General features: G+C 42.6%; 25 protein-coding genes. 12 read left to right on the forward strand and 13 right to left on the reverse strand.

All coding sequences use genetic code 11. The features are described from left to right. The 5 genes from VFM80_RS08650 to VFM80_RS08670 all read right to left on the reverse strand — a co-directional run. A partial coding sequence (locus VFM80_RS08650) for a fasciclin domain-containing protein (RefSeq protein ID WP_395071429.1) occupies positions 1-1,314 on the reverse strand: 1,314 nt, incomplete at its 3' end. A gap of 471 nt (positions 1,315-1,785) precedes the next feature. Continuing rightward, complete coding sequence (locus VFM80_RS08655) at positions 1,786-2,814, reverse strand: DUF6340 family protein (protein ID WP_395071430.1); 1,029 nt, start codon at positions 2,812-2,814, stop codon at positions 1,786-1,788. A 189-nt stretch (positions 2,815-3,003) separates the two neighbouring features. Continuing rightward, positions 3,004-3,651, reverse strand: a complete 648-nt coding sequence (locus VFM80_RS08660) for a class I SAM-dependent methyltransferase (protein WP_395071431.1) — start codon at positions 3,649-3,651, stop codon at positions 3,004-3,006. A gap of 105 nt (positions 3,652-3,756) precedes the next feature. Then, positions 3,757-4,161, reverse strand: a complete 405-nt coding sequence (locus tag VFM80_RS08665) for a VOC family protein (RefSeq protein ID WP_395071432.1) — start codon at positions 4,159-4,161, stop codon at positions 3,757-3,759. A 15-nt stretch (positions 4,162-4,176) separates the two neighbouring features. After that, entirely contained in the window at positions 4,177-4,725 is a 549-nt protein-coding gene (locus VFM80_RS08670; RefSeq protein WP_395071433.1) for an SRPBCC family protein, read from the reverse strand. A 69-nt stretch (positions 4,726-4,794) separates the two neighbouring features. On the opposite strand from VFM80_RS08670, the gene VFM80_RS08675 reads away from it, so the two are divergent. Both VFM80_RS08675 and VFM80_RS08680 read left to right on the forward strand, forming a co-directional pair. Continuing rightward, positions 4,795-5,022: a DUF433 domain-containing protein gene (locus VFM80_RS08675; RefSeq protein ID WP_395071434.1), complete on the forward strand. Its 228-nt coding sequence runs from the start codon at positions 4,795-4,797 to the stop codon at positions 5,020-5,022. After that, positions 5,019-5,357 carry a DUF5615 family PIN-like protein gene (locus VFM80_RS08680; protein WP_395071435.1) on the forward strand — a complete coding sequence of 113 codons (339 nt, stop codon included), beginning with the start codon at positions 5,019-5,021 and terminating at the stop codon, positions 5,355-5,357. Before VFM80_RS08675 ends, VFM80_RS08680 begins: the two co-directional genes overlap by 4 nt. Before the next feature lie 54 nt (positions 5,358-5,411). Here the strand turns inward: VFM80_RS08680 and VFM80_RS08685 are convergent, their stop codons facing one another. Genes VFM80_RS08685 through VFM80_RS08705 form a run of 5 tightly spaced genes read right to left on the reverse strand, consistent with a single transcriptional unit; the run spans position 5,412 to position 7,663 of the window. Continuing rightward, complete coding sequence (locus tag VFM80_RS08685; protein ID WP_395071436.1) at positions 5,412-5,771, reverse strand: DUF2200 domain-containing protein; 360 nt, start codon at positions 5,769-5,771, stop codon at positions 5,412-5,414. Positions 5,772-5,820: 49 nt separating this feature from the next. Beyond that, complete coding sequence (locus VFM80_RS08690; RefSeq protein ID WP_395071437.1) at positions 5,821-6,264, reverse strand: SRPBCC family protein; 444 nt, start codon at positions 6,262-6,264, stop codon at positions 5,821-5,823. Beyond that, on the reverse strand, positions 6,257-6,784 hold the full coding sequence (locus tag VFM80_RS08695; protein WP_395071438.1) for an SRPBCC domain-containing protein: 528 nt from the start codon (positions 6,782-6,784) through the stop codon (positions 6,257-6,259). The genes VFM80_RS08690 and VFM80_RS08695 overlap by 8 nt, the downstream gene beginning before the upstream one ends. A 38-nt stretch (positions 6,785-6,822) precedes the next feature. Then, positions 6,823-7,320 carry an SRPBCC family protein gene (locus VFM80_RS08700; RefSeq protein ID WP_395071439.1) on the reverse strand — a complete coding sequence of 166 codons (498 nt, stop codon included), beginning with the start codon at positions 7,318-7,320 and terminating at the stop codon, positions 6,823-6,825. A gap of 13 nt (positions 7,321-7,333) precedes the next feature. After that, entirely contained in the window at positions 7,334-7,663 is a 330-nt protein-coding gene (locus tag VFM80_RS08705; protein WP_395071440.1) for an ArsR/SmtB family transcription factor, read from the reverse strand. Positions 7,664-8,528: 865 nt separating this feature from the next. Between VFM80_RS08705 and VFM80_RS08710 the strand changes: the two genes are divergently transcribed. The 4 genes from VFM80_RS08710 to VFM80_RS08725 all read left to right on the forward strand — a co-directional run bounded on the left by VFM80_RS08710 (position 8,529) and on the right by VFM80_RS08725 (position 13,060). Next, positions 8,529-10,256, forward strand: coding sequence for a hypothetical protein (locus VFM80_RS08710; protein ID WP_395071441.1), 1,728 nt, complete (start codon positions 8,529-8,531; stop codon positions 10,254-10,256). 62 nt (positions 10,257-10,318) lie between these two features. Continuing rightward, the gene (locus tag VFM80_RS08715; RefSeq protein WP_395071442.1) at positions 10,319-11,266 is read left to right on the forward strand and encodes a YihY/virulence factor BrkB family protein; all 948 of its coding nucleotides are present in this window, start codon (positions 10,319-10,321) and stop codon (positions 11,264-11,266) included. A 782-nt stretch (positions 11,267-12,048) separates the two neighbouring features. Then, on the forward strand, positions 12,049-12,534 hold the full coding sequence (locus VFM80_RS08720; protein WP_395071443.1) for a hypothetical protein: 486 nt from the start codon (positions 12,049-12,051) through the stop codon (positions 12,532-12,534). Positions 12,535-12,550: 16 nt separating this feature from the next. Further along, a complete protein-coding gene (locus tag VFM80_RS08725; RefSeq protein WP_395071444.1) occupies positions 12,551-13,060 on the forward strand; it encodes a hypothetical protein in 510 nt (169 codons plus the stop codon). A 157-nt stretch (positions 13,061-13,217) separates the two neighbouring features. On the opposite strand, the gene VFM80_RS08730 is transcribed toward VFM80_RS08725, so the two are convergent. Beyond that, positions 13,218-13,604, reverse strand: a complete 387-nt coding sequence (locus VFM80_RS08730; RefSeq protein ID WP_395071445.1) for a hypothetical protein — start codon at positions 13,602-13,604, stop codon at positions 13,218-13,220. Between the two features lie 127 nt (positions 13,605-13,731). Here VFM80_RS08730 and VFM80_RS08735 point away from each other — a divergent pair, with 127 nt between their 5' ends. Beyond that, entirely contained in the window at positions 13,732-14,127 is a 396-nt protein-coding gene (locus tag VFM80_RS08735; protein ID WP_395071446.1) for a hypothetical protein, read from the forward strand. Positions 14,128-14,163: 36 nt separating this feature from the next. Here the strand turns inward: VFM80_RS08735 and VFM80_RS08740 are convergent, their stop codons facing one another. Together VFM80_RS08740 and VFM80_RS08745 are read right to left on the reverse strand one after the other, a co-directional pair. Next, positions 14,164-14,808, reverse strand: coding sequence for a hypothetical protein (locus VFM80_RS08740; RefSeq protein WP_395071447.1), 645 nt, complete (start codon positions 14,806-14,808; stop codon positions 14,164-14,166). Positions 14,809-15,288: 480 nt separating this feature from the next. Next, a complete protein-coding gene (locus VFM80_RS08745) occupies positions 15,289-15,732 on the reverse strand; it encodes a heavy metal-responsive transcriptional regulator (protein ID WP_395071448.1) in 444 nt (147 codons plus the stop codon). 385 nt (positions 15,733-16,117) lie between these two features. On the opposite strand from VFM80_RS08745, the gene VFM80_RS08750 reads away from it, so the two are divergent. The 5 genes from VFM80_RS08750 to VFM80_RS08770 all read left to right on the forward strand — a co-directional run bounded on the left by VFM80_RS08750 (position 16,118) and on the right by VFM80_RS08770 (position 23,012). Next, positions 16,118-16,495 carry a hypothetical protein gene (locus VFM80_RS08750; RefSeq protein ID WP_395071449.1) on the forward strand — a complete coding sequence of 126 codons (378 nt, stop codon included), beginning with the start codon at positions 16,118-16,120 and terminating at the stop codon, positions 16,493-16,495. A gap of 84 nt (positions 16,496-16,579) precedes the next feature. Further along, positions 16,580-20,998 (forward strand): CusA/CzcA family heavy metal efflux RND transporter, encoded by a 4,419-nt coding sequence (locus tag VFM80_RS08755; protein ID WP_395071450.1) that lies wholly within the window; start codon positions 16,580-16,582, stop codon positions 20,996-20,998. A gap of 14 nt (positions 20,999-21,012) precedes the next feature. Then, positions 21,013-22,230: an efflux RND transporter periplasmic adaptor subunit gene (locus tag VFM80_RS08760; RefSeq protein WP_395071451.1), complete on the forward strand. Its 1,218-nt coding sequence runs from the start codon at positions 21,013-21,015 to the stop codon at positions 22,228-22,230. 63 nt (positions 22,231-22,293) lie between these two features. Further along, positions 22,294-22,632, forward strand: a complete 339-nt coding sequence (locus tag VFM80_RS08765; RefSeq protein WP_395071452.1) for a P-II family nitrogen regulator — start codon at positions 22,294-22,296, stop codon at positions 22,630-22,632. A 203-nt stretch (positions 22,633-22,835) separates the two neighbouring features. Beyond that, entirely contained in the window at positions 22,836-23,012 is a 177-nt protein-coding gene (locus tag VFM80_RS08770; protein ID WP_395071453.1) for a hypothetical protein, read from the forward strand. Positions 23,013-23,045: the final 33 nt, after the last annotated feature.

The raw sequence follows: 23,045 nt of genomic DNA on the forward strand, positions 1-23,045 counted from the left end.
AATCACATGCACTACGCCGTTAGTACCTTCCAGATCGGCCAGCCTGATGGTGGCTGTTCCATTGATGGTAATTACGTCTCCGTTGCGTGTAATGGTTATCTCTTCTCCGCTCCAGGTTGTGTAACTCTGGTTATGCAGAAGCTGATCAGCGGTTAGCTTTTCGAGCAGTACATGATATTTAAGGATGCTCGCCATCCCTTCTTCATCCGTTGGAAGGTTCTCCAGTCCCGGACTATCGTTTCTTGGAATAAATACTGTAAACTTTTCATCTGCATTATTCATTGAGTTATACATGCGGCCTGTCATTTTAGCTACAGCAAAACCGGATCGAACCGTTGTCAGATAATACCTCTTACTCATCAGTGTAAGCACATCTGTGTATTTATCAGGGTACATAAAACCATCCCACTTATAAATCACACCGTTTGACGATGGAATTACAGAGGTCGGAATATTCTGTAAGTCATTACAACAGTTGAATATATATTTCCCCTGAATTGGAACGGAGATGTAGAGTGAATCTCCCATCATAGTCTGAAGAGCTGTTTGGGTACCCGGACTTAATTCAGAAATATCCTGTTCTATAATATGGTATTTCCATAACTCAGTTTTCTGTTCGTTCGTAAAACCCACTGTATTCCAATAGCTTACAATATCATCCAGCATACCTACCTGAGGAATTACAAACGAAAGGGGGCCTTCTGCATCAAGCAGCTCAGTGATATTAAGTTCTTCCAGCATCGAGTAGTAATCGCTGTAATCAAATCGTTTTTTTAGATTTTCATTGATCGTTCCATAGCTATCAGGAAGCAGCAGCTCATCAACTGAATGTATCACACCGTTTGATACAGTTTTATTTTTAGACGTAATTACCGCGCTGTTATTCACTTTAGCCAGAGAGCTTGTAACTGTTAGAAAAAGTTCATCTCCCTGTAGTGTTACCCTCAACTCATTGTAACTATTATTACCTACCTGAACTGAACTTTCGAGTATGTGATAAGCGATGATTTCAGCTTTTTGAGCTGCCGTTAGATCATCGAGGTATCCCTCAGGAAGCTTGGCAAAAGCGGCATCGGTTGGTGCAAATATGGTATACTCTTCTGTTCCGTTAAGTATGTTTATAAGACCTGATTCTTCAATCAGTTGATCCAGTACCGTAAAGCCGGCTTGGTCGTTCAGATATTCAACAATATTATCTTCATTCGGTGTAACAATGGTTTGATTATTATCATCACATCCCGAAAAAAGAACGATGAAAATTACGGGCATAAAAAACGCAGCAATCCCGTAACGTGATCTCGAAAGGTTTGTCATTTTAGTGGTTATTAGTGCTAATAACAAAGAGGCTTTGTTATTGTTTTGTAGTGGTTTCTAGAAGAGCTTTTTTCTCTTGATTGAATATTACGATTAGTGCAAATTAAATGTTACATGTATGAAAAATATTTTTTTTATAGGACATTCTCGCATAGCATTCCCAACTCTGGCTTCCAGTTATTGAACCATGATTTACAGGATTTGAGAATTGCCCATGATGATTAGCTGACCCTGAAGGGGTCACATATGAGTAGCCCCGGGTAAGTCCGCTAGAATGTTGAATGGAGTTTGGGATGCTGGTTCGGACGCAGCCCGGGGATTACGAACGCCACGAACTATAAACCTCCGCCCGTTGGTTGCCATTGAATTTGTTGGTTTTCGGAGGTTGGGAAGAAGTAGCATTTAGATTGAGGCAGAGCCTCCATGGGGCATTACGGAGCGGAGCACCGTAACGTGCCTCAACGCATTTCTTTAATATCTTTCCAATGCTGCTAGTCTGGCTTTTCGCCGTTCCAGGATGCGTACGTAATCCAGGGCCTGTTTATCCCCGTAATCCTCATAAGAGATTCGCGCCCATTCGATGGCATCTTCCAGATTGCCGTTTATCTCGTTAATGATAGCCATGTTGTAGTGCGCCCGGCCGGCTACTTTCGAATCGGGATGATCTGTATCCTGCATCCACAGTTCTGCGGCACCATCCCAATTGCCGATTTGTGCACGGCGTTTGGCTTGCTCTAGATTATCGCTGCCTTTTACGTAGTAATCTCGGGTGACCCTGATCCAGTAAGGAACCACTCTTGCTGCGTAATAATGGCCGATCTCCCGGCTGACCTGATTCACCAGTTCCTTGCGTCCGGTTATGGCGGCGACCGCTTCCGCCGGATTAACACCCTGGCCTGAGTTCACTACATTCTCGGTTGCCACAAATTCATCCAATATGATGCCGGAGGCATTGTCGTATATTCGCCAGCCGGTTTTAATGGTAGTATAAACCGTGGCATGATGTTCTATTACGGGGATCCCGATTCCGCTAAGTCTTTTTACGTTAATCTTTTTTGTGTTGTAATTGATGCGGGTGTCTGTATCATAAAATTCCAGGGAAAATAGTCCGTCCAGATCGTATTCATTGCAGATCTCCGCCACCTCATTCCACGATAGCGGGGCCGGAAAAGCTCCGAATGCCGGATTATCGAGTTGGCTGATGTCCGGAGTTTTTATCGCATCGAACAGCTCGTATCGCCGGATCTCCTCGGTCAGCCCGGTAATACTTTCGGCCGCACCGTCACGGTCAAGATTTTTACCTTCGGCCGACAACACGCGGTCAATTCGTTCCATCGTGGAGGACTGCTCTCCCGTAACACTTCGATCAATAAGGCCTATTTGTTCCATGGATGACGGCAAGGGTACTACAGGAGGTTCCTGAACGCTCATGGTTACGGTATTGGTGGGGCTGCACCCGAACCCAAAAGCTGCAAGGAGTAAGATCAGCACATGTTTCATAAGAGAGAGTTTAGTTAGGGAACGTAACTTATATACTGCTCCCTTATAATATAAAAACCCGCATATGAATGCTATAAGAACACCCAACACCGAATATCCAAGGATGAAGTGGTTTACTTGATTTGTTACTGGTAACTTAGCTTTGCCGAATGCTAGTGATGACCTATCAGGAGTAAATAATCTGTTACCCTATGTTTTCCTGAATAACAGACAAGAATCTGTAACTCTTACCTCTGTATCATCCATAGCCATTTTTTGGGAGGATCTTGTTTCTGCTTCTACTTTTTTAAAATTATGTTTTTTTAAAAGGGCAGTTAATTCATCCGCCTCATACAGGATAAAATTCTTTTTGGTAAACTCAAGATGCTCCACAGAATGACGCGGACGGTAGCCGATCAGAAACAGTCCACCGGGCTTTAAAACACGGTGAATTTCTTTTAAGTGAATCTCGGGCGGATCAAAAAAATAGATGACATTAAGGGCCACCCCCAGGTCAAACCGGTTATCCGGGAAGGGCAGGGAGGAGGTTTCTTCACAATGGAGGGTCAGTTTCTCTGAGGCGACCAGATCCGCATTATTGGCTTTAGCCTCTTCACACATATCCATTGAAAAATCAACGCCTGTAACCGATATCCGGGGCTGAAGCCTGAAATATTCCGGAAAGTGCATTCCATTTCCAAAGCCAATTTCTAACACTTGGTCATCTTTTTGCAGGCTCATCATCTCAAAAGCCAACTCATAAAGTCCCCGATTGGATTCGTTGAGCACTTTTCCAATCTCCTTTCCTGTTTCGCCGGTAGGTTTTCTAAGTTGTGATGAAAGTTCTATGGGGTCCATGAAAGATGATACACAAAATAATTTAAATATCGGTTCCCACTATAGAAATGGATCACGGATGATGCGGAAAGTGCTGGGACCGGGTGGTTGGGAACGAGTTCAAATTCACCCCATATTATTTTTGCTCCAAACGATTTCCCATAAATGCCCATCCGGATCTTTGAAATAACCCGTATAACCCCATTCTTCTTCTTTGGGCGGACTTGGAATGGTTCCTCCATATTTTTCTACTTTTTCAAGAATTCGATCAATTTCTTCCTTGGTATTAAAGGCACAACTTAAGATGCATTCTACCGAGCTTTGAGAAATGTGAGCCTTTGCTTTTCCGGTTTTTGAGTACTTTTCGAATTCACTCTTCTCGATTAAGAACAGAGATAAGTTGGCTATTTCCAAGGCAATGATTCCCTGATCTATTCCTGGAGTTTCGATTTCCAGCCCATCACGGTAAAAGACTAAAGATTTCTCTAAATTATTAACAGCGAGGGAAGTTACGATAGTTTTCGGATTCATAATTCAACGTTAGTTTTAGAGTTTATCGACTATTCTTGAATACTCCTTCTCCAGAGGCACGTGAACGCTCCAAAACCCTTTGGGTTCTTTGCCTTCCAGTCGGTCAGACAAAATACCCAGATGCGTATGCCATCCGGCGCCAACACTGACGAGGGTAGTCGGGTCAACACCCAATCTACGATGTGTTAACCGCAGCAGTATCTTATCGTCTTTTTTTGGGATCAGTTCATAAGTCACTTCCGATTCCTCCCCGGTATCCTCGCCCCAGGTGTAGCTGAGTTTGGTATAGGGATTCCATTCCGTTACCCGACCTTCGAAATATGAGCCGTCTTCCATAGCTTTGTATTTTTCGGGGATGGGATCGTCTGTTTCAGAAAGATTTTTATGCTGAAACCGAAACTCTACTTTGCCTCCAACGCCGGATTCTACATCTCCGGCGGAGAGCCACTTCGCTTTTAACTCTGATTTGGTGAGGTAATCCCAGATCCGTTCTGCGGGACCGGGAAGCAGCCGCTCAAATTGAATCGTGCCCGGTTCGGGAAAAACGCCGTATTGTTTGTTCATGATGGTACACCTGTGGTTTAATTACAAAATAATGTATCTTGAAAAAAGCTTGAGTTAAATAACTTTGTTATGGATTATAGAAAGATCATTACGATAGAGCCTGGTAAAAGAAGCGGCAAACCGTGCATTAGGGGAATGCGAATTACGGTGTACGATATACTCGGATATCTTGCTGCGGGAATGTCCCCTGATGAGATCATCGAAGATTTTCCTGAACTTACTAAAGAGGATATCAAAGCTTGTCTTGATTATGCATCCGACTCCGAAAAACATACTCGGCTTTTGCGTACCGCATGAAGATTCTGATCGACAATAATTTATCTTATAAACTGATTGATCATTTAAAATCAGCTGAGATTCAGTCATTTCATATAAAGAATGTTTTATCAGTTTTTTCATTGGATCAGGAAATTTGGGATTATGCCAAAGACCATAAATGCATGATAATGACCAAGGATAATGATTTTGATGAACTTAGCCAGCTATTCGGTTGCCCTCCTAAAGTGGTTCATTTGTTGTGTGGAAATAAAAGCACTTCATATATAGCTGATTTTATCATGTCTAATAAAAGCTCATTAATAGATTTCTATGAAAGTAATAATGAGAATTGTTTGTTGAAATTATCAGATTAGTTGCTTTTGCTGAACAAGGTGAGATTCCAATTTTGTTCCTTCTGTGGATGAGACTCATCGCAAAATTTTCTCCATCGCTTTTCCCTTTGCTAATTCGTCGATCAGCTTATCGAGGTAGCGTATTTCCCGCATTGTTGGTTCTTCAATGTCCTCCACCCGAACACCACAAACCACGCCTTTAATTAAAGTCCGCGAAGGGTTCATCTGAGGAGCTTCCGCAAAGAAGGTCTCAAAGTCTGTTTTATCTTCCAGTATGGTATCCAACTCTTTTTGGTTGTATCCGGTCAGCCAGCGAATGATCTCATCCACTTCTTCTTTTGTGCGTTCTTTTTTCTCTGCCTTAGTCACATAATGGGGGTATACACTCGCGAAGCTCGTGGTATAGATTCGATGTTTTTTCTTTTTTTGGTTCATGTGTTGTCTGTTTATGGGTTGGGTCTCCATCATCTATAGAATTATTATTTCAAATATCTTTTAACTGTACGTTCAGTTTGTCAAGCATATAATTCCAGCCCTGTTGGGTACGATCTTTATATTCCTCCCATTTGGGATCCATGGTATGAACGAGCGTCACCCGGCATCCACTTTCAGTAGATTGAATCGTAATGGTGACTACGCTCTCATCTCCGGCTTCAACATCCACACCCCAGGTAAATACCAGCCGGTTTGGCCGCTGAATATCCAGATAGGTTCCCATGTGGTTAATGAGATCATCTTCTCGTTTGACTACATAAGAGAACGTGCCGCCTTTTTCAGGCTTGTTTTCCAGTTTGACGATCTCCTCTTCGCGTACATCCGGCCCAAACATCCAGCGGTTCAGCCACTCAGGATCCAGCCAGGCATCAAATACTTTCTCAGCCGGGGCTTTAAATTCCTTCCTAACGATAACTTTGATTAGTTCACTCATTTTCTTCTGATGGGTATTCAATCCCTCTATCTGCTTGGGGATTATGATCTGCAATTAAATTCAGATCCAGTTCATGTTCCAGCCAGGCTTTCATGTTGCTGAGCACCAAATTCCAGCCTCCGTTCTGGCCTAACATCAGGTTGATCTTTTCTTCAAGCTTCTCATCTTCGGCAGGATGTGAATTCCAGAATCCGCTTTCGGTTATAATGACCAGGGTGGAGGTACTGGAATAAGATTCAAACTCCATTTCCACGAGTGTCTTCAGGTCACCTATCTTCCATTCCAGCGAAATATATTCATTGGTTCGCACTTCAAGAATATCCACTGTGTCCGATATGCCGAACTGTCCCCATTCCCATTCCAGTTTTTTCCCTGATTCAACCCGGCCACTGCTTTTTGTAAACCAGAATTTAGAAGTGATAGCAGGGTTTATCATGGCCTCGAAAACCTCTTTGATTGGTTTTCGGATAAGCATTTGTGCTTTTACAAAAGGAGTGCTTTCAGTCTTTAGATTATTCATTGATTTAAGTTGTGATCAAAAAATTGATTGGCGGTCAATTATTTCAAAAGTGTTTTCTTCAGAGCAGCGATATTTGAAAATTGTGTGAGAATTTCCTGCCAGCCGCCTTCGTTGGCAACACTGTCACGCATATCTTCCCATCCTTCGCCATGCCGTTCAAAGTCAGAATGCACCAATGTGATTATTGTTGATTCCGGTCCATTTTCCCTGAACCTGATTTCCACCCGGCTTGATTTTTCGGGATGAGGTTCTGGTGTAAAATCCGGTTTTATCTGCCATGAAAAAGCAAGGTAATGGGGCGGATCCCATACCAAAATTTCACCCCAGAGGCATTCACTTCCATCCGTTGCTGTTTCATACCAGCGACCCCCAACATGGGATTCCATCACGATATCTCTACGTTCGGCTTTGGCAAGCTTGTACTCTTTGGGCCACCAGTCATGACAGCGTTTGGTAAACGTTCTAAATGTCTTTTCAACAGATGCCTTAACCATCATCTCAACCCTTACTTCCGTACTTTTAGTTTTGTGTTTCATCGTTGCTCCTCGGTTAAATGTTTGTATTAGTTTTCTCATCCTCTTCTGCAAGCAATGCTTCCAGCGCATCCAGTTTTTCGCTCCAGAATTTGCGGTAACGGCTTGCCCACTCCATAACTTCCAGCAATTTGGTCGTATCAGCCCGGCAATACCGTTTGCGGCCTTCTTTTCGGATCACTACCAGACCGCACTCATTCAGGATCTTGATGTGCTTGGAAACCGCAGGGCGACTCATATCAAACTGTTCGGCCACATCATTTACGGGCATGGATTGTCCCGCTAACAGATCAATGATCTCCCTTCGGGTAGGGTCGGCGATGGCTTGGAATACATCTTGAGGCATACAACTAATTTAATGTGTAACTGATTGGTTACAAATATATATGTAACAATTTAGTTACGCAAATTAATTTTAATGCTCGTTCAAAAAATGCAGCTGGCTTGGAACCAGGATTTATAGAATTATCCATGATTCTTAGATGATCCCGAAGGGCTCTCATATGATATGAGTAGCCCCGGGCAAGTCCGTCGGGATGTTGAATTGGGTTCGGAGACTTGTCCGGGCGCCGCCCGGGGTTTGCGAACCACATTACCCACAAACCTCCGCCCGGCGGATGGTTTTGGCTATGGCGTTTGCCGGAGGTTGGGCTAAAGAGGTGTCAATGACAATGACTGGAAGCCGGAACTTCCGGGACTGCATTGCGAAGATGGACCTCTGCCACGAAATTAAGGATCTCCTTTACAAGGTATTAAAATCAATTCGCAATTAGGTTCTTTTGATTAACGATTAACGAATGATCGATTTAAGATTGACGATTTTGGAAATTTACTAAACGGTCGTCCGTCTGCGGTCCTCGGTCATAAACCGGGTTGCTTGTAGGGAAGCCGGAGACTTTCTGGGCCGGAATTTTTAACTCACCACCTTGCTGAAGGCTTAAAAGAGATTGAGGCAGACTGAAATATATAAAATGTGACAGGTAACCTATAACGCCTTTATCAGGTAGTTTATATATCTAGAGAGAAAGATTTTTAGGGAAACCACTTATTCGTCGAAGAAGTATCTGTTATTCTGCTTTACCAGGTTGGAGTAACGGCACTAAGATGTCGCTAATACCTTTGCCGACCGAGAGAAGAAACTCTACAAATGCTTTAATGAATTAAGTAGCTCATGCATAGTAATAATATTAAAAAACTAATCACCCGCCATTATGAAATATAAATCACTTATTACCCTTACATCGTCCTTTTTTATGGTATTGGTGTTGGCAACACCTTCTTTTGCACAAACAGGTGCAGAGACATGGATCGCTGAAGGATACGGACATTTTTTGATCAGCGTTATAGCCGGTGTCCTTCTGGCTTTTGCATTTCATTTTTTATTGACAAATCTGGCTGTTGCATCAGGAATTACGGCCGTTGGTAATGTGCAAGACAAGTTTAACGATTCCCGTTATTCATCCTCCCATTCTGACAATGAAGACGCCAGAGATTCAGATGACACACCCACCGGTGTAAAAATTTCGTCAGGTGTTGGATTATATCTCGTACTTACGATGACGATCTCATTATTCTTTGCCAGTCTGATTGCTGTTAAACTAACGCTCACTGCGGATAATACCATAGGTTTTACGGTTGGTTTAGTAATATGGGCCGGTTATCTGCTGCTGGTACTCTATGCCGAATCTAAAATGCTCGGCAGTCTCACCGGCTCAATCTTTTCTGCTGCGAAAGATGTGTTAAGTGCAGGTTCTTCGGCAGTGGGAAGCATGTTCAGTTCTAGTGAGGGTTCACGGATGAAAGATACCGCCGAGGAAACAATAAAAGCCATCAGTGACGAAATAAGGCAGGAATTTGATACCTCAGATATTCAAAATAAGCTGGATGAATACGTCAATAAACTGGAGCCACAAAAGTTAAATATGGATGATATGAAAGAGGGCTTGGCTCAGCTTATTCAAGAGATCGAGGTAAAAGAAGAATATGACACGGATGATTCCGACACCATAAAACACATGTTTCTGGAGGTGGCGAGCGAGCAGCCCGCGATCTCTGACAAGGACAAAGAAAAGCTCAAGAGTGTTTTTGATCAGGCTAAAGAGATACACCAAAGCAATGGTTCAAAAACAGATAAAGCTATGTCTGCCGTTGATCGTATGGCACCGGGTGATGAAGAAGAGGGCAAGAAATACCGCCAAAAAGTAGAACAGTATCTGCGAGAAACAGATCACGAGGAGTTGAATCCGGATAAGCTGAAGGACGATCTGGACGAAATACTGAATGATCCTCAAGCCACTCCCCAGGTTTTGGAAGAAAGGATAAATAAATTTGACCGCTCCACTCTTACGTCTTTGATCAGTGGTATAGAAGGAATAAATGACGAAAAAGCTGACGAATATGTACGCAAAGCGGAACAAGCTTTGGAGATGATCAAATCAAAAGCAAAGGATTTCACGAGCAACGGGACAGATCCAGCCCGTCAAATAAGTGATAGCAAAGGTAAAGGCGACGCCAAGAAAGCGATCAAACAATGGTTTGACCGTATGGACCAGCCTGAGCTGAGATATGATAATCTGAGGCATGATGTTAAACGTATTTTGGATGATCCCAAGACCACTCCCTCTATCCTGAAAAAACGACTCAAGCGTATGGATCGGGAATCGCTTATTGCACTGATGAGTAATAACAAGAGAGTTAACCGCGAACAGGCCGAAAAAGTTGTGGATAAAATTGAACAGGGTCGGGACGAAGTCCTTAACAAGATGAATGAAATTGAGAAAGAACTGAAAGAGAAGACTGAAAAAGTTAAACAGGAGTCTATGCGACAAGTAGAAGCAGCCAGAAAAACAGCTGCTGCTGCGGCCTGGTGGTTATTTCTAGCTACTGTTCTTTCAGGAGGGGCCTCAGCTCTTGGCGGTATCCTGGCATTTACTATTTAATGAATCTGAGGATCATCTCGGTACCCGTACCTATAAGAAAAAACTTTATCAAGCATTAAAAAATGGATGAAACCAAAGATCTACACTCTGCTGAGAAACCACATCAATTAACATGGCAAGGCTGGAAGCAGATTGGTAAGCGCGTAAAAAGTCAACTTACCGTAGATCATATTTCAATAGTATCGGCAGGTGTGGCCTTTTACTTTTTCCTATCACTTTTCCCCACATTAATTGCAGCGATCTCTATTTTTGGCTTGGTCATGGAACCGGCGGAGATTCAACAGCAAATTAGCGAGGTGGCTCACATCCTGCCCGATCAATCTTCTGAAATGATATCGAATATCCTGGAAGGAATTACTGAGAAATCCAGCAAATCCCTTGGCTGGAGCCTCGTATGGAGCATTCTTTTTAGCCTTTTTACTGCCATGCAGGGGACAAAGGCCGTATTTGAAGGCATTAATGTTGCTTATGATGAAATTGATGAGCGGGGATTTTTTAAATATAACGGATTAACCCTGCTCTTCACGCTGGGTGGAATATTGATAGGTATAATTAGTGCCGCACTGGTTATCGTTTTCCCGGCGATCATTCAGAGTATTGATATTCCTGCTTCCGGGGTTGAAAAAATTATACCATGGTTGCGATGGCCTGTTCTGGCGCTGATAGTAATGGGTGTTCTGGCTATAACCTATAAAATAGCACCGGATCGTCGAAATCCTCAGTTCAGCTGGGTTAGCTGGGGGGCTGTTATCGCTACAGTTTTATGGGTGGCAGGGTCAGGTCTGTTTTCTTTTTACATTAGTAATTTTGGCACTTACGATAAAATGTATGGAAGTTTTTCTGCAGTGATCATTCTTATGCTGTGGTTTTATATCACGGCCTATGTAACATTGCTGGGTGCGGAGATCAACTCTGAAATGGAGCATCAGACCCGTAAAGATTCCACCATAGGAAAAGACAGACCCATGGGCCAGCGGAATGCGTATCATGCCGATCATGTAGCGGATTGATTTCACAGTAGATTTGAACATCCAACACCCAACACGGAACATCCAATGATGAAGTGTGTTGTTGGTTACATAGCTTTCCCGAATGCTCGGGATAGCCCTATTCGGGAAACTCCGGCTTCCAGTTAGTGAACCATGATTTGCAGGATTTTAGGATTATTCATGATTACGGCTGACCCTGTAGGGGTCACATATTAGTAGCCCCGGGTAAGTCCGCTGGGATGTTGAATTGGGTTTGGGCTGTAAGTACGGACGCAGCCCGGGGTTTAACACGACACAAGTAAAACCTCCGCCCGGTGGGTTGTAATGATTTTGGTGGTTGTCGGAGGTTGGGCTATGATGTTGCCATTGACAATAACTGGATGCAGGAGCTTTCGGGACTGCATTGTCCCGAACATCGGGAGAGCTTCGCAACGAGGTTAAACCAACTAGCGAGAGTCATGAAGGAGAGCTACTTCGCTTCGCTCAGTATGACAATGGTGTGGGGCAGGCCATCTTAAGCCGCCAACGGCGGCTTATCCGTTGTTAAAAATACAAACGTCATCCTGAGGAAGGAGCGAATGCGACGACTGAAGGATCCCCCTTTCATGGCAGTAAAAATCCATTCGCTATTCGATCTATCGGTCCATCGGTTAATCATAATTCTGTTCTCTTGATTAACGATTAACGATCTTGAAAACTTACTAAACGGTCGTCCGTCCGCGGTCCCCGGTCAACTATAGCAAATGATATAAATTTTTTGCATAATAGGGACGTTCACTTCTTTATAACCTTATGTCCTGTAAATGAATAAGACCACCTTCCCCTTGTTCTTTGCTTGTCTATGTATACTTCTTCAAGGCTGCCAAACCTGGTATGCGTTAGAGTATAAGACCGAATCTCAGCCCATACAATTTGGACCACATATTGCTGCTTCTAAAGTTGATACGCTGGGCCTGATTTCCGGTTATTTCAAACAGTACTCGGAAGAGGAAGTTTATTCAGAATCTGAAAACCTAAGTATCACGTTAGGAGGAGAGGATTACATGGAAGAAAATCTAAGTTACACCGTATATAGAGCTCTTGAGGATAATCCCGAGCATTTTATTGCAGACGGTTTTATCGAAATTAAGGTGAAACAGGGAGTAACATTTTGGGGTTTTTTAAGAAATGTAATTGCCGGGGCCATTACCGGCGAAGAAACGAATGGAGGGGGATATTCTACGGAAACCATACGTTATATCGGAGTAGTTTATAATATACATGAGGGGGGAAGTAATGATGAAAAGTAGAATAAACATAGTCCTTTTGACACTATTACTCCCATTTATACTTTTCTTAAGTGGGTGTTCAGTTGGCGCTTCCGTTGCCGTAAATGCCAAAAAAGTTGAGTACCCTGTTTCCTTTACCGACAGTTTCTACAGCTCGGATAATCAGCTTATACTAAACGGTGAATATGAATCACTAAAAGATTTCAGTTTTACTTTTACGAAATGGGGTGTTTCATCATGGATCGAAATCAGAAACAGTGAGGATATTTCCAACAGACTTAACAAGATCATTGAGAATGAAAATGGAGATGCCATCACCAACCTGAAGATCTCTGTAAATAATCCTCCTGTGAGAAATGGAGTGCTTTGGTTCACGAAAGCCGTAGCAATCACTTCTTCAGCTTTATTTACAGTTATGGCCGTCTCAGATTCAGATCGCCGGGGTGGGTACACCGCTATTGCAGCTGGTTCTACTCTTGCTGCTCTTTTCACTCCTGCAGCTGTGGACATCAAAGTTGAAGGCACGGTGATACAATTCCATGAATAGGGTTTCTCCCTGATAAAGAGATCCATTCGCAGTTCGATCCATCGGTACATCGGTTAATCATAAGTTTGTTCTCTTGATTAACGATTAACGATTTTGGAAATTTACTAAACGGTCGTCCGTCTGCCGTCCTCGGTCATAAACCCGGTTGGAAATGAGTTCAAGAAACTTCATTAGAAGCAATTGCATTTTTAAATAGAAGTCCAAGATACCCCCCGGCAATAGCAGAAGGAAAAGTTACAATCCCGGCAATTATGATCTCAAAGGGGGCAAGATTATGAGATGTTGAATCCCAAAATGTGATATCGAATATTATTCGGGCTAAAACAGCTAATACAACTCCAAATGAAACAAATTGCGCAATTTTTAGAGGTTTTTCTTTTAGGTAAAGTATTAGAACAATAGAACTCAGAAAAGCGCCAACACCCATAATTAGCCAAATATGTAATCCAAGTACCGTCATTTGATTATATGGCTGAAACCAATATGCTATTCCACCAATTATTAGTCCGACCAAAGTGATTCCAATTCTTACTTTATTTTTCATGAGTTTCATTTTGTTTAATGCACCACAACAGTGTCATATCCCCAAACAGTTTAACTTAGATGTTTAAGGGCAAACTGTTTGGTGATATAATGCTATTATACAAAATCGTTGAACACAATTAAAAAATATGAAATACCCTTGGTTATTACTCATATTCTTAAGCGTATTTTCTTGCAATTCAATGTCTCAAGACAATACTGAGATAGTACAAAAAGCTTTAAATATTCCAGAAGTAAGGAAGTATTTTCACCCTGAAATGAAAAGTCGTACCCCATACTATTTATTAAAAACAGATTACGTGGATAAAGGAAGTGAATTATTCATTTTTGGAATACCTACTACTATCATCGAAGAGCAAAATATTAGAAATGAAAATTATATTGAAATAACAAGATTCATTAAAAATAATAGTGAAGTAAAAATATCATACTATTATAAAATTGAGAATATTGAAGTATCAGCTGAGCTAAAAAAGGTAAACGGAAAGTGGCAGGTTAAAAGCTATAAAACTTTTCAATTTTGAGCTAAGCTTAGTTCTTTTAGAGGGTAAAGTTTTGTTTCAGACACTTAGATTCCCATAAATCATCCAATTAAGAGCTATTTTTTCTTTGCTGTTAAAGCTTTCAATCTTTTCAATAATTGAATGTCTGTGCGCCACACCACACAAAAAGACAGCCTTATCAAATTGATTATTTCTGCAATACGAATAAATATTTCGCATCATCGAATTTTCATAAGCATCGATATCTTCATTAACAGCTTTATTTAGCTTATTATCAGGCAAAAGAAGGTATTCAAACGTTCGCATTTTCTCTTGTAGATATATACTTTTTGAACTATTGAGAAATAGAAAGCCTTGCTCGCTAGCTAACGAATTAAAATCATCAAGCATCCTTTGAAACTGAATATTCTCGCAAATGAGGTCGTATTTCTTTTCAAATGAGTTAGATAGTTCATTTTTAAGTACAGGAACATATTCAAACGAGGAGCTATGGCAGTATTTCTGAATAGCTTTTATCTCTAGCTTTTGATGATATACTCCAAATGAGGAAAATAAATTCTGCTCATAGTTTGAATAAGTATTTTCGAGAGCTTCCAAAAAAACAATTTCCGGCCTTATTTTCTCTAAAATAGCACACAATTCATCAGCATTACATTTACCCATTTCCTCATGCACGGTGCTAATAAAAGTGATGTTATTCATTGATTTACTTGTTGGAAGAATCTTGTATATACTTTATTTGGTTTTAAATTTTGCACAACATTAGTATATCACCAACCCGGTTCAGGTTATCCTTTCTTCGGACGTAAGTTTTATTCATGTAATCATTAAAATAACGGGGAGAATTTTAAAACAAGCAACATCAGAAATCATCCATGTCCGCATGGGCGGTTTAAGTAACTCACCTGGATATTGAATATTGAAGAAGGGGCTCTGATCATAAACCCGGGTACTTGTATGGAAGCCAGAGCGAGAAATTGTTGTGCGTGAAATGGGCTAAGATTTTGACTTTTTATGTAGTACTTTTTGTAGTACCTAAAAGGAAGTGTGGGAAAAGGTTTCCCGAAAGATTGATCTAAATGAAGTATATTAAAAAGTAACTATTTGATAGCCATCGACGAGAATGTAAACTCCTTCACAGTAGTTACTTGTAATGAGCAATTGATGCATAAGGTAAGTTCATCACGCATCACGTAATTTCTTGCCGGTTTCACCTTCTCCCTCCAGCGCCACCAAAATAGGGCAATCTCCTTTAGGGCCCTCACCATCGCAAGAATCGATTAAATCAACCAAGGTAGCCTTGATGCGTTGCAGGTCTTCAATTTTTTCAACCACATCCTGGTACTTTTCCTGTGCTTCCTGCTTGATCTGTGAACAGGTAGAGCTTTCATCCATGCGCAGTTCCAGCAGTTCCTTGATTTCACTTAGTGTGAAGCCAAGCTCCTGAGATCGCTTAATGAACTTGATTTGATTGATGTGTCGCTCAGTAAAGATACGATAGCCCGAACGCCTGCGATCTGGTTTGGGGATGAGCTTACGTTTTTCATAATAGCGAACCGTTTCTTTATTGACATTAGCCCGGCTTGCCACTTCTCCTATTTTGTAGGTAGTTGTCTCTGAATTCATAACTTAAAGTTAAGCGATACCATCACTGGAATGATGGTATCACTTATTAAATTTATTTCTTGACCATAGTCTTACCGCAACAGCACGTGGGATTTTGATCCCCTGAGCAGTCAGAAGGTGCTCCTTTGGTTACGGTAACTTCACAACCACAGCTTTGATCAGGACATTGATAAATTTCTCCTTTTTTTAATGGCATAATGATTTCTCCATTTAGTTAATATAATACAGTTCGTTATCAATATAAGGCCTGTACCATGGTCGAGAGTCAAGGGGAAATTAGACTTTTTTTGTGAGAAAACTAAAGCAGGCAATAAAGTTTCACATGCTGGAAGTATCATAAAGAATTGTTGATAATTCTATTAATCATGCTTAACTTCTCCGCCCAATGAAGCCATTCATATCCATATTCCTTATCTCTTATTTTTCTTTGGCCGCTTTAGTGCCACGAATGGATTTCGACCGGCTTTACCAAATTCCTGATTTAGCCGCACATTTCTTTGAGCATGAGGGGCCTGATGACAGTTTAGATTTCATTGAATTTATAAATATACATTATGGCCAAGAGAGTGAAGAACCAACTGACGGTCATGAATTGCCATTCCAGGAACATGACTGTTGTATTAGTTGCCATACCTTTGCATCCTTTTCCCTTGAGGCAGGGAGGCTTGATTTTGAAGCACCCATAGAAAAGCTAAAAGATTCCTACATCTCCCATTTCACTTCAAAGCACATCGCCGACATCTGGCAGCCGCCCAGAGCTTAAGTTTTAAGATATCATACATAATGATTTCTGCATAGGCAGACTTCGTTTATTCCACATTTTCTTAAACCTTTAAAGCTTTATCAGATGATCAATAAAATCATTGCATTTTCTATAAAAAATAAGCTCATCATCGGTATGATGACCATGGCTTTGATAGCTACAGGCATTTGGGCTATGTTTACTGTTAACCTGGGGGCCGTCCCCGATATTACCAATAACCAAGTACAGGTTATCACAGTATCACAAAATCTCTCCACCGAAGACGTTGAGCAATTTATTACCTACCCGGTTGAACTGGCTATGGCTAATCTGCCGGGAGTAAAGGAGATTCGTTCTGTTTCTCGCTTTGGCCTCTCGGTAGTTACGGTCGTTTTTGAAGACGACATGGGTACTTATTTGCCCAGACAACTGGTACAGGAAAAACTTATTGAAGTCAGGGAAGCTATTCCCGATCAGTTTGGATCGCCCAATATGGGACCTATTACTACCGGTTTGGGTGCCATATATCAGTACTCAATTCAGCCCAAGCCCGGCTATGAGTCAGAGTATTCTTTAACGGAACTGCGAACCATTCAGGACTGGATTATAGCGCGCCAAATGGCTTTAGTGCCGGGTGTGGTAGGGGTGAATGCTTTTGGCGGCAACGTTAAACAGTATGAAGTGGCTCTTGACCCCGGCAAGCTGAATGCTATGAATATTTCAATTTCGGAAGTATATGAAGCATTGGAAGAAAATAATGCCAATACGGGCGGGGCTTATATTGAGAAAAACAATATGGCGAACTTTATTCGCGGAGAAGGGCTTATTAGCAGCCTGGAAGATATCCGAAATATTGTGGTTAAGACGGTAAATGGAACACCTATTCTTATAAAAGATGTAGCAGACACTGTCCATTTTGGGAGCCAGACACGGTACGGTGCTTTTACCCAGGATGGACATGAGGCCGTGGGTGGTGCGGTGATGATGCTCAAGGGGGCTAATCCCAATGAAGTCATTCAAACGGTACAAGAGCGCATGGCGGAAATAGAAAAATCACTGCCTGAAGGTTTGGAGATTGTGCCCTTTCTTGATCGCAGCGATCTTATAGGCCGTACTACCAGTACCATTGCTAAAAACCTGATCGAGGGCGCGCTCATTGTCATATTTGTGCTGGTAGTTTTGCTTGGCAGCATTCGCGGGGGACTAATTACAGCCTCTGTTATTCCTCTGTCACTGTTGTTTGCATTCATCTGTATGCGAATTACCGGCGTTTGGGCTAATCTGATGAGCTTGGGAGCTATTGACTTCGGGATCATCGTGGATGGCGCGGTTATTATTGTTGAAGGCACGGTTCACCTTATAGAAAAGAAGGTTAAGGAAGGCCGCCATACATTTAAAAAAGGGTTCATGGACGAGATTACCTATGATGCGAGCAGTACGATGATGAACTCCGCCTTTTTCGGGCAGGTGATCATACTGATTGTTTTCGCACCCATTCTTTTCCTGACCGGGGTGGCGGGAAAGATGTTCCAGCCAATGGCCTACACCTTTGGCTTTGCCGTATTGGGAGCCATTATCCTTTGCCTTACCTATGTACCGATGGTATCTGCGTTGTTTCTTAAACCGTCTACAGGCAAAAAGAACTGGTTCAACAAGCTTGAAGATAAAGTTGAGCATGGCAGCGACTGGCTTATGAATAAAATACACAAGGGATATCATCCCATTATTAGCAAGTCGCTTAATAATAAAGTTGTTGTAGTCCTTGCGTCCTTGATATTGCTAACAGGTGCGGGATTTACCTTTGCCGGTATGGGCGGCGTGTTTATTCCTGACCTTGACGAGGGGGATATTGCTATGCAGGCCCTGTTAAAACCGGGAAGTGCTCTGTCTGAGACTATAGAAGTATCTAAAAAGATTGAAAATATTCTTTTAGATAACTTTCCCGAGGTTAAAACGGTGGTGGCGCGTATTGGAGTTGCTGATATACCTACCGATCCCATGCCTATGGATATTGCTGATATGTATATCATACTTGAGAAAGACCGGGATCAGTGGGTGAGCGCGGATACTAAAGAAGAACTGATAGCGAAAATAAAAGAAAAGCTTTCTGTTTTAGTAGGTGTTAACTATGTGTTTAGCCAGCCTATTGAACTGCGCTTTAATGAACTATTAACAGGTGTACGATCAGATGTGGCCGTAAAGCTGTATGGAGAAGATCTGGACGTACTGGCGGCGAAAGCACAGGAAATAGCCCAGATCATCCAAACGGTACCGGGTGCGGCAGATGTCACAGCGGAAGCTACATCTGGGCTGCCTCAAATGACGGTTCAGTACAACCGGGGCAAAATAGCCCAGTATGGGTTGAATATTGAGAAACTGAACCAATATATAAGTACTGCTTTTGCAGGAGGCGTGGCCGGAGTTGTATATGAAGGAGCAAGGCGTTTTGACTTAGTGGTACGCCTTTCTGATGAGAATAAACGCAGCATTGAAGACCTCAGAAATCTTTATATAGATCTTCCCAAGGGAAATCAGGTACCATTGGAAGCGGTAGCCGAAATCAGCTATCAGCCCGGCCCCATGCAGATATCTCGCGATGGTACCTATCGCAGGATTTATGTGGGCGTAAACGTGCGGGGCAGAGATGTCGAAGGTATGGTTCAAGAGATTCAGCAAAAAATGGATGCGCAGCTTGACCTGCCATCGGGCTATTACATCCGGTACGGAGGCGCTTTTGAAAATCTGCAGCAGGCTCAGCAGCGGTTGCAGATCGTAGTACCCATCGCGCTGGCACTCATTTTCATCCTGCTCTACTTTGCATTGAGTTCCATTAGTCAGGCTGCTATGATCTATATGGCCGTGCCTCTGGCCGCTATAGGAGGAGTTTTTGCCCTTGCTTTACGGGGAATGCCTTTCAGTATATCTGCCGGAGTTGGGTTCATTGTACTCTTCGGTGTGGCAGTACTCAATGGCCTGGTACTGATCAGCCGGTTTAACAGTTTAAAAGAAGAAGAGGATGTTATGGATTTAAAGAAACGTATTTTTATAGGAACCAAAGAGCGTTTACGGCCCATACTACTTACGGCTACAGCAGCCATTGTGGGATTTATTCCCATGGCCCTTTCCACCTCAGCGGGAGCGGAAGTACAAAAGCCATTGGCTACCGTGGTAATCGGTGGACTGATCAGTGCTACTTTATTGACGCTGGTTGTTATTCCTGTGCTGTATTATTTTGTTGAGTCGCGTACCGGAAAAAACGGAGGTTCTACACGTCCGCCTGCGGTTGCCCGTTCATTTATCTTGTTCCTGATAATGACAATGGGTGCTTTCTTCATCCCTAACCAAGCTACAGCCCAACAACAAACCGTTGCGGATAGCCTCGAGGGTATTTCTATACAGGAAGCGGTAAAAAAGGCAAAAGCAGATTACCCTTCCGTGCGTTCGGCACGTTTGGAAATAGAAAGCCGGGAAGCTCTGAAGAAAACCGCATGGGATTTGGGTACTACCCGGGTCTTTACCGGTAAGGAAGAAGTGGGCAATGGAGCACCCGGCATTCAAACCCTTATTGGCATAGAACAGCAGGGTATTGACCCTTTTAGTATAGCGCCCAAACTTGATTTACGGAAAGAGCAGGCAGACCTGGCCGAAACAGCTTTAGGCCTGACCCTGCTCGAAGTAGAAAGAGCCGTACGTATGGCCTGGGGCAATGTATATGTTGCTAAACAGCAATATATACTATACCAACAACTGGATTCTGTGTTTACCGAATTTGAGCGGGCGGCCCGGCTCCGGTATGAACAGGAAGCCATTTCAAATTTAGAGTATCTGGCGGGCACCAATCAGGCCCGGCAGATTACTCTGCAAAAAGAACAGGCATACAGAGATTACCACTCAGCCCTGGTACAGCTGAATTCCTGGCTGGTCAGTGATACGCTCTTTACGGCAGCTATGACGAAACCTGAAAAACTGGTAAGGCCGATGGAAATGAGTTCATATTCCATAAAAAATCATTCCCTTCTTGAATATGAGCGCCAGCAGGTACAGATAGCGGATGCCCAATACGGAGTAGCAAAATCCAATTTTCTGCCCACTTTTAGCGTGCAGTATGGGTTTCAGGAAATAGCAGGACAAGGTGGCTTTAACAGCTTTGAGGTAGGCATCAGTATTCCTTTGTTTTTCCTTCCCCAGCAGGGGCGTACGCAGTCTGCACAGATTCAAAAGCAAATCGCCGAGCGGGATTTGTATCAGACAAAAATAGAGCTTCAGTCAAATTATAGAAGTTTGTTGCAAGAGTATCAAAAGTGGCTCTACTCCTGGCAGTATTATCAGGAAGAAGCTCTGCCATTAGCCGTAGAACAACGGAAAGGGGCGGTAACAGCTTATCGGGCAGGTGGTATCGGCTATGTTACTTTTATTCAAAATATAAGGTCGGCCATTGAGGTTGAGATAAGCTCATTGCAGGCCCTGTCTAACTACCTGGATTCAAAAGCCCGCTTAACCTATTTCCTTCAATCATCAAATTAAAAGTACATAAAATCATGAAAACGAATTTAAAGTTAATTCTGACAGTATTAGCATGCTCCGTTCTTTTTGCGGCATGCGGTAATGAAACAAATCAAAGTCCACAACAGGAAACGCCCGGTGAACATGCCGGAGAAGAGCAGGCAGAGGGTACAGTATCCTTAACTTCTATGCAGCGAGAAACCATCGGCCTTGAATTAGGCAAGCTGCAAAACAGGAATCTGACAGGTACCATCAAGGTTACCGGTGAACTGGAACTCCCCCCTCAGTATGAGGCTGATATAAGCGCCATTGTGGGAGGAACGGTAAGTGAGATCAAAGTAATTGAGGGAGATAAGGTTCAAAAGGGACAAATGCTCGCCCTACTGGAGCATCCGGACTTTGTTCAAATGCAGGTGGAGTTGCAACAAAGCAGCAGCCGGCTGGATTACCTGAAACAAGAATACGAACGCCAACAAAATCTTTATGAACAAGGTGTAGGTTCGGGGAAAACATCTCAGGCAGCAAAAGCTGAGTACTTCTCTACAAAAGCAAAGGTAAAGGGATTAAAGGCTAAATTGAATATGCTCAATTTAAATGTTGAGAATATTTTAGATGGTGAAATATATCAAACCATACCCGTCGTTTCTCCTATCGATGGCTTTATAAAAAGCGTAAACGTCAGAATAGGCGAATATGTAGCCCCCGGCGACCTGCTGCTTGAAGTAGTGGACAATTCGCACATCCATGCCGACCTGATGGTGTTTGAAAAAGATGTGTATAAGGTGGAAGAGGGACAAAAAGTATATTTTACGGTGTCCAATGCTCCCAATCGGCAATATACGGCAACCATTTATGCCGTAGGAAAAACCTTTGAAGAAGATCCCAAGGCGGTACATGTTCACGCTGAGATTGAGGGAGACACAGAAAAACTCATCCCCGGTACATACATTGAAGGGCGCATAGCCGTAAACAGCGAATCAGTCACAGCACTGCCTGAAGCAGCCATTGTGGGCGAAGGAGATGAATCATACATCTTCATAAAAACAGGGGAAACCAGCCATGAGGAAGAAGCAGGCGCAACCGAAAAAAGCTGGGTGTTTAAACAAGTTCCTGTCTCCACCGGCGTGCAAGACAACGGCTGGGTGGAAGTCAGTTTCTTCGAGCCCTTGGCAGACAGTGTACAGATAGCCTATAACGGAGCTTATAAGCTGATTTCCGAAATGAATAAGTCGGAAACAAGCCACGGCCATTAATAAAAAGAATCCTTAAACGAAGCTGATGAGTGGTATGCTCATCAGCTTTAAAAATAAAATTTTATGAAAGAGATAAAAGCATTTATAAAACCGGGCAGAGTACAAAAAGTAGTGGAAGCGCTAAAAGAGGAGGGTTTTGAAAGTGTTACCCTTTCCAAAGGGGAAGGTACCGGAGCATATAAAAGCAAAGAAGCTGCACCCTCGCTGGATTTTCATTTTACAGATTCGCCTGTTGTAAAGCTTGAACTGGTTTGTCAGAATGAAACCTCAGAGAGGGCTGTGAAAGTGATCGGTGAACATGCACGTACGCATGAACGTGGTGACGGTATTATTTATATAACAGAAATAGAAGATGCCTATAGAATCAAAACGGGCAAATCTATAAAGATCAGGAAGACTTGATAGAAAGATTTGTACCGGAGGCCGTAAAAGCCATACGAATATGAATCGGGGAAACCGATGACGATGTCATACGATTACAACGTCTCATCACCATCCCTGAAGGTGTCGTCACTTGATCGTGGTGGCATCATTTTATTAAGGTTCAAAACAATGAAAAAGCATGATTTATTAAGAATGGATTTTTAATCTGAACAGCTTGAATTATGGAATGGACATTTGAAGACTTTGAAGCTGACCTGAGGGATCTAAACCCAAAGGTTCAGGAAAAAGCGCTGGAAATTGCCACCCGTTTAATGAAGGAGGGTGGATATACAGAAGGAGAAGCCATTAAAGAGGCTATTAAAGAAGCCGAACAATGGTTTTTAGACAGGCAGGCATAATGATCCCTCACTTGATATATAGATCCTTATCCC

The sequence above is a fragment of the Gracilimonas sp. genome (genome assembly GCF_035704785.1).
In the GTDB taxonomy this organism is placed as follows: domain Bacteria; phylum Bacteroidota; class Rhodothermia; order Balneolales; family Balneolaceae; genus Gracilimonas.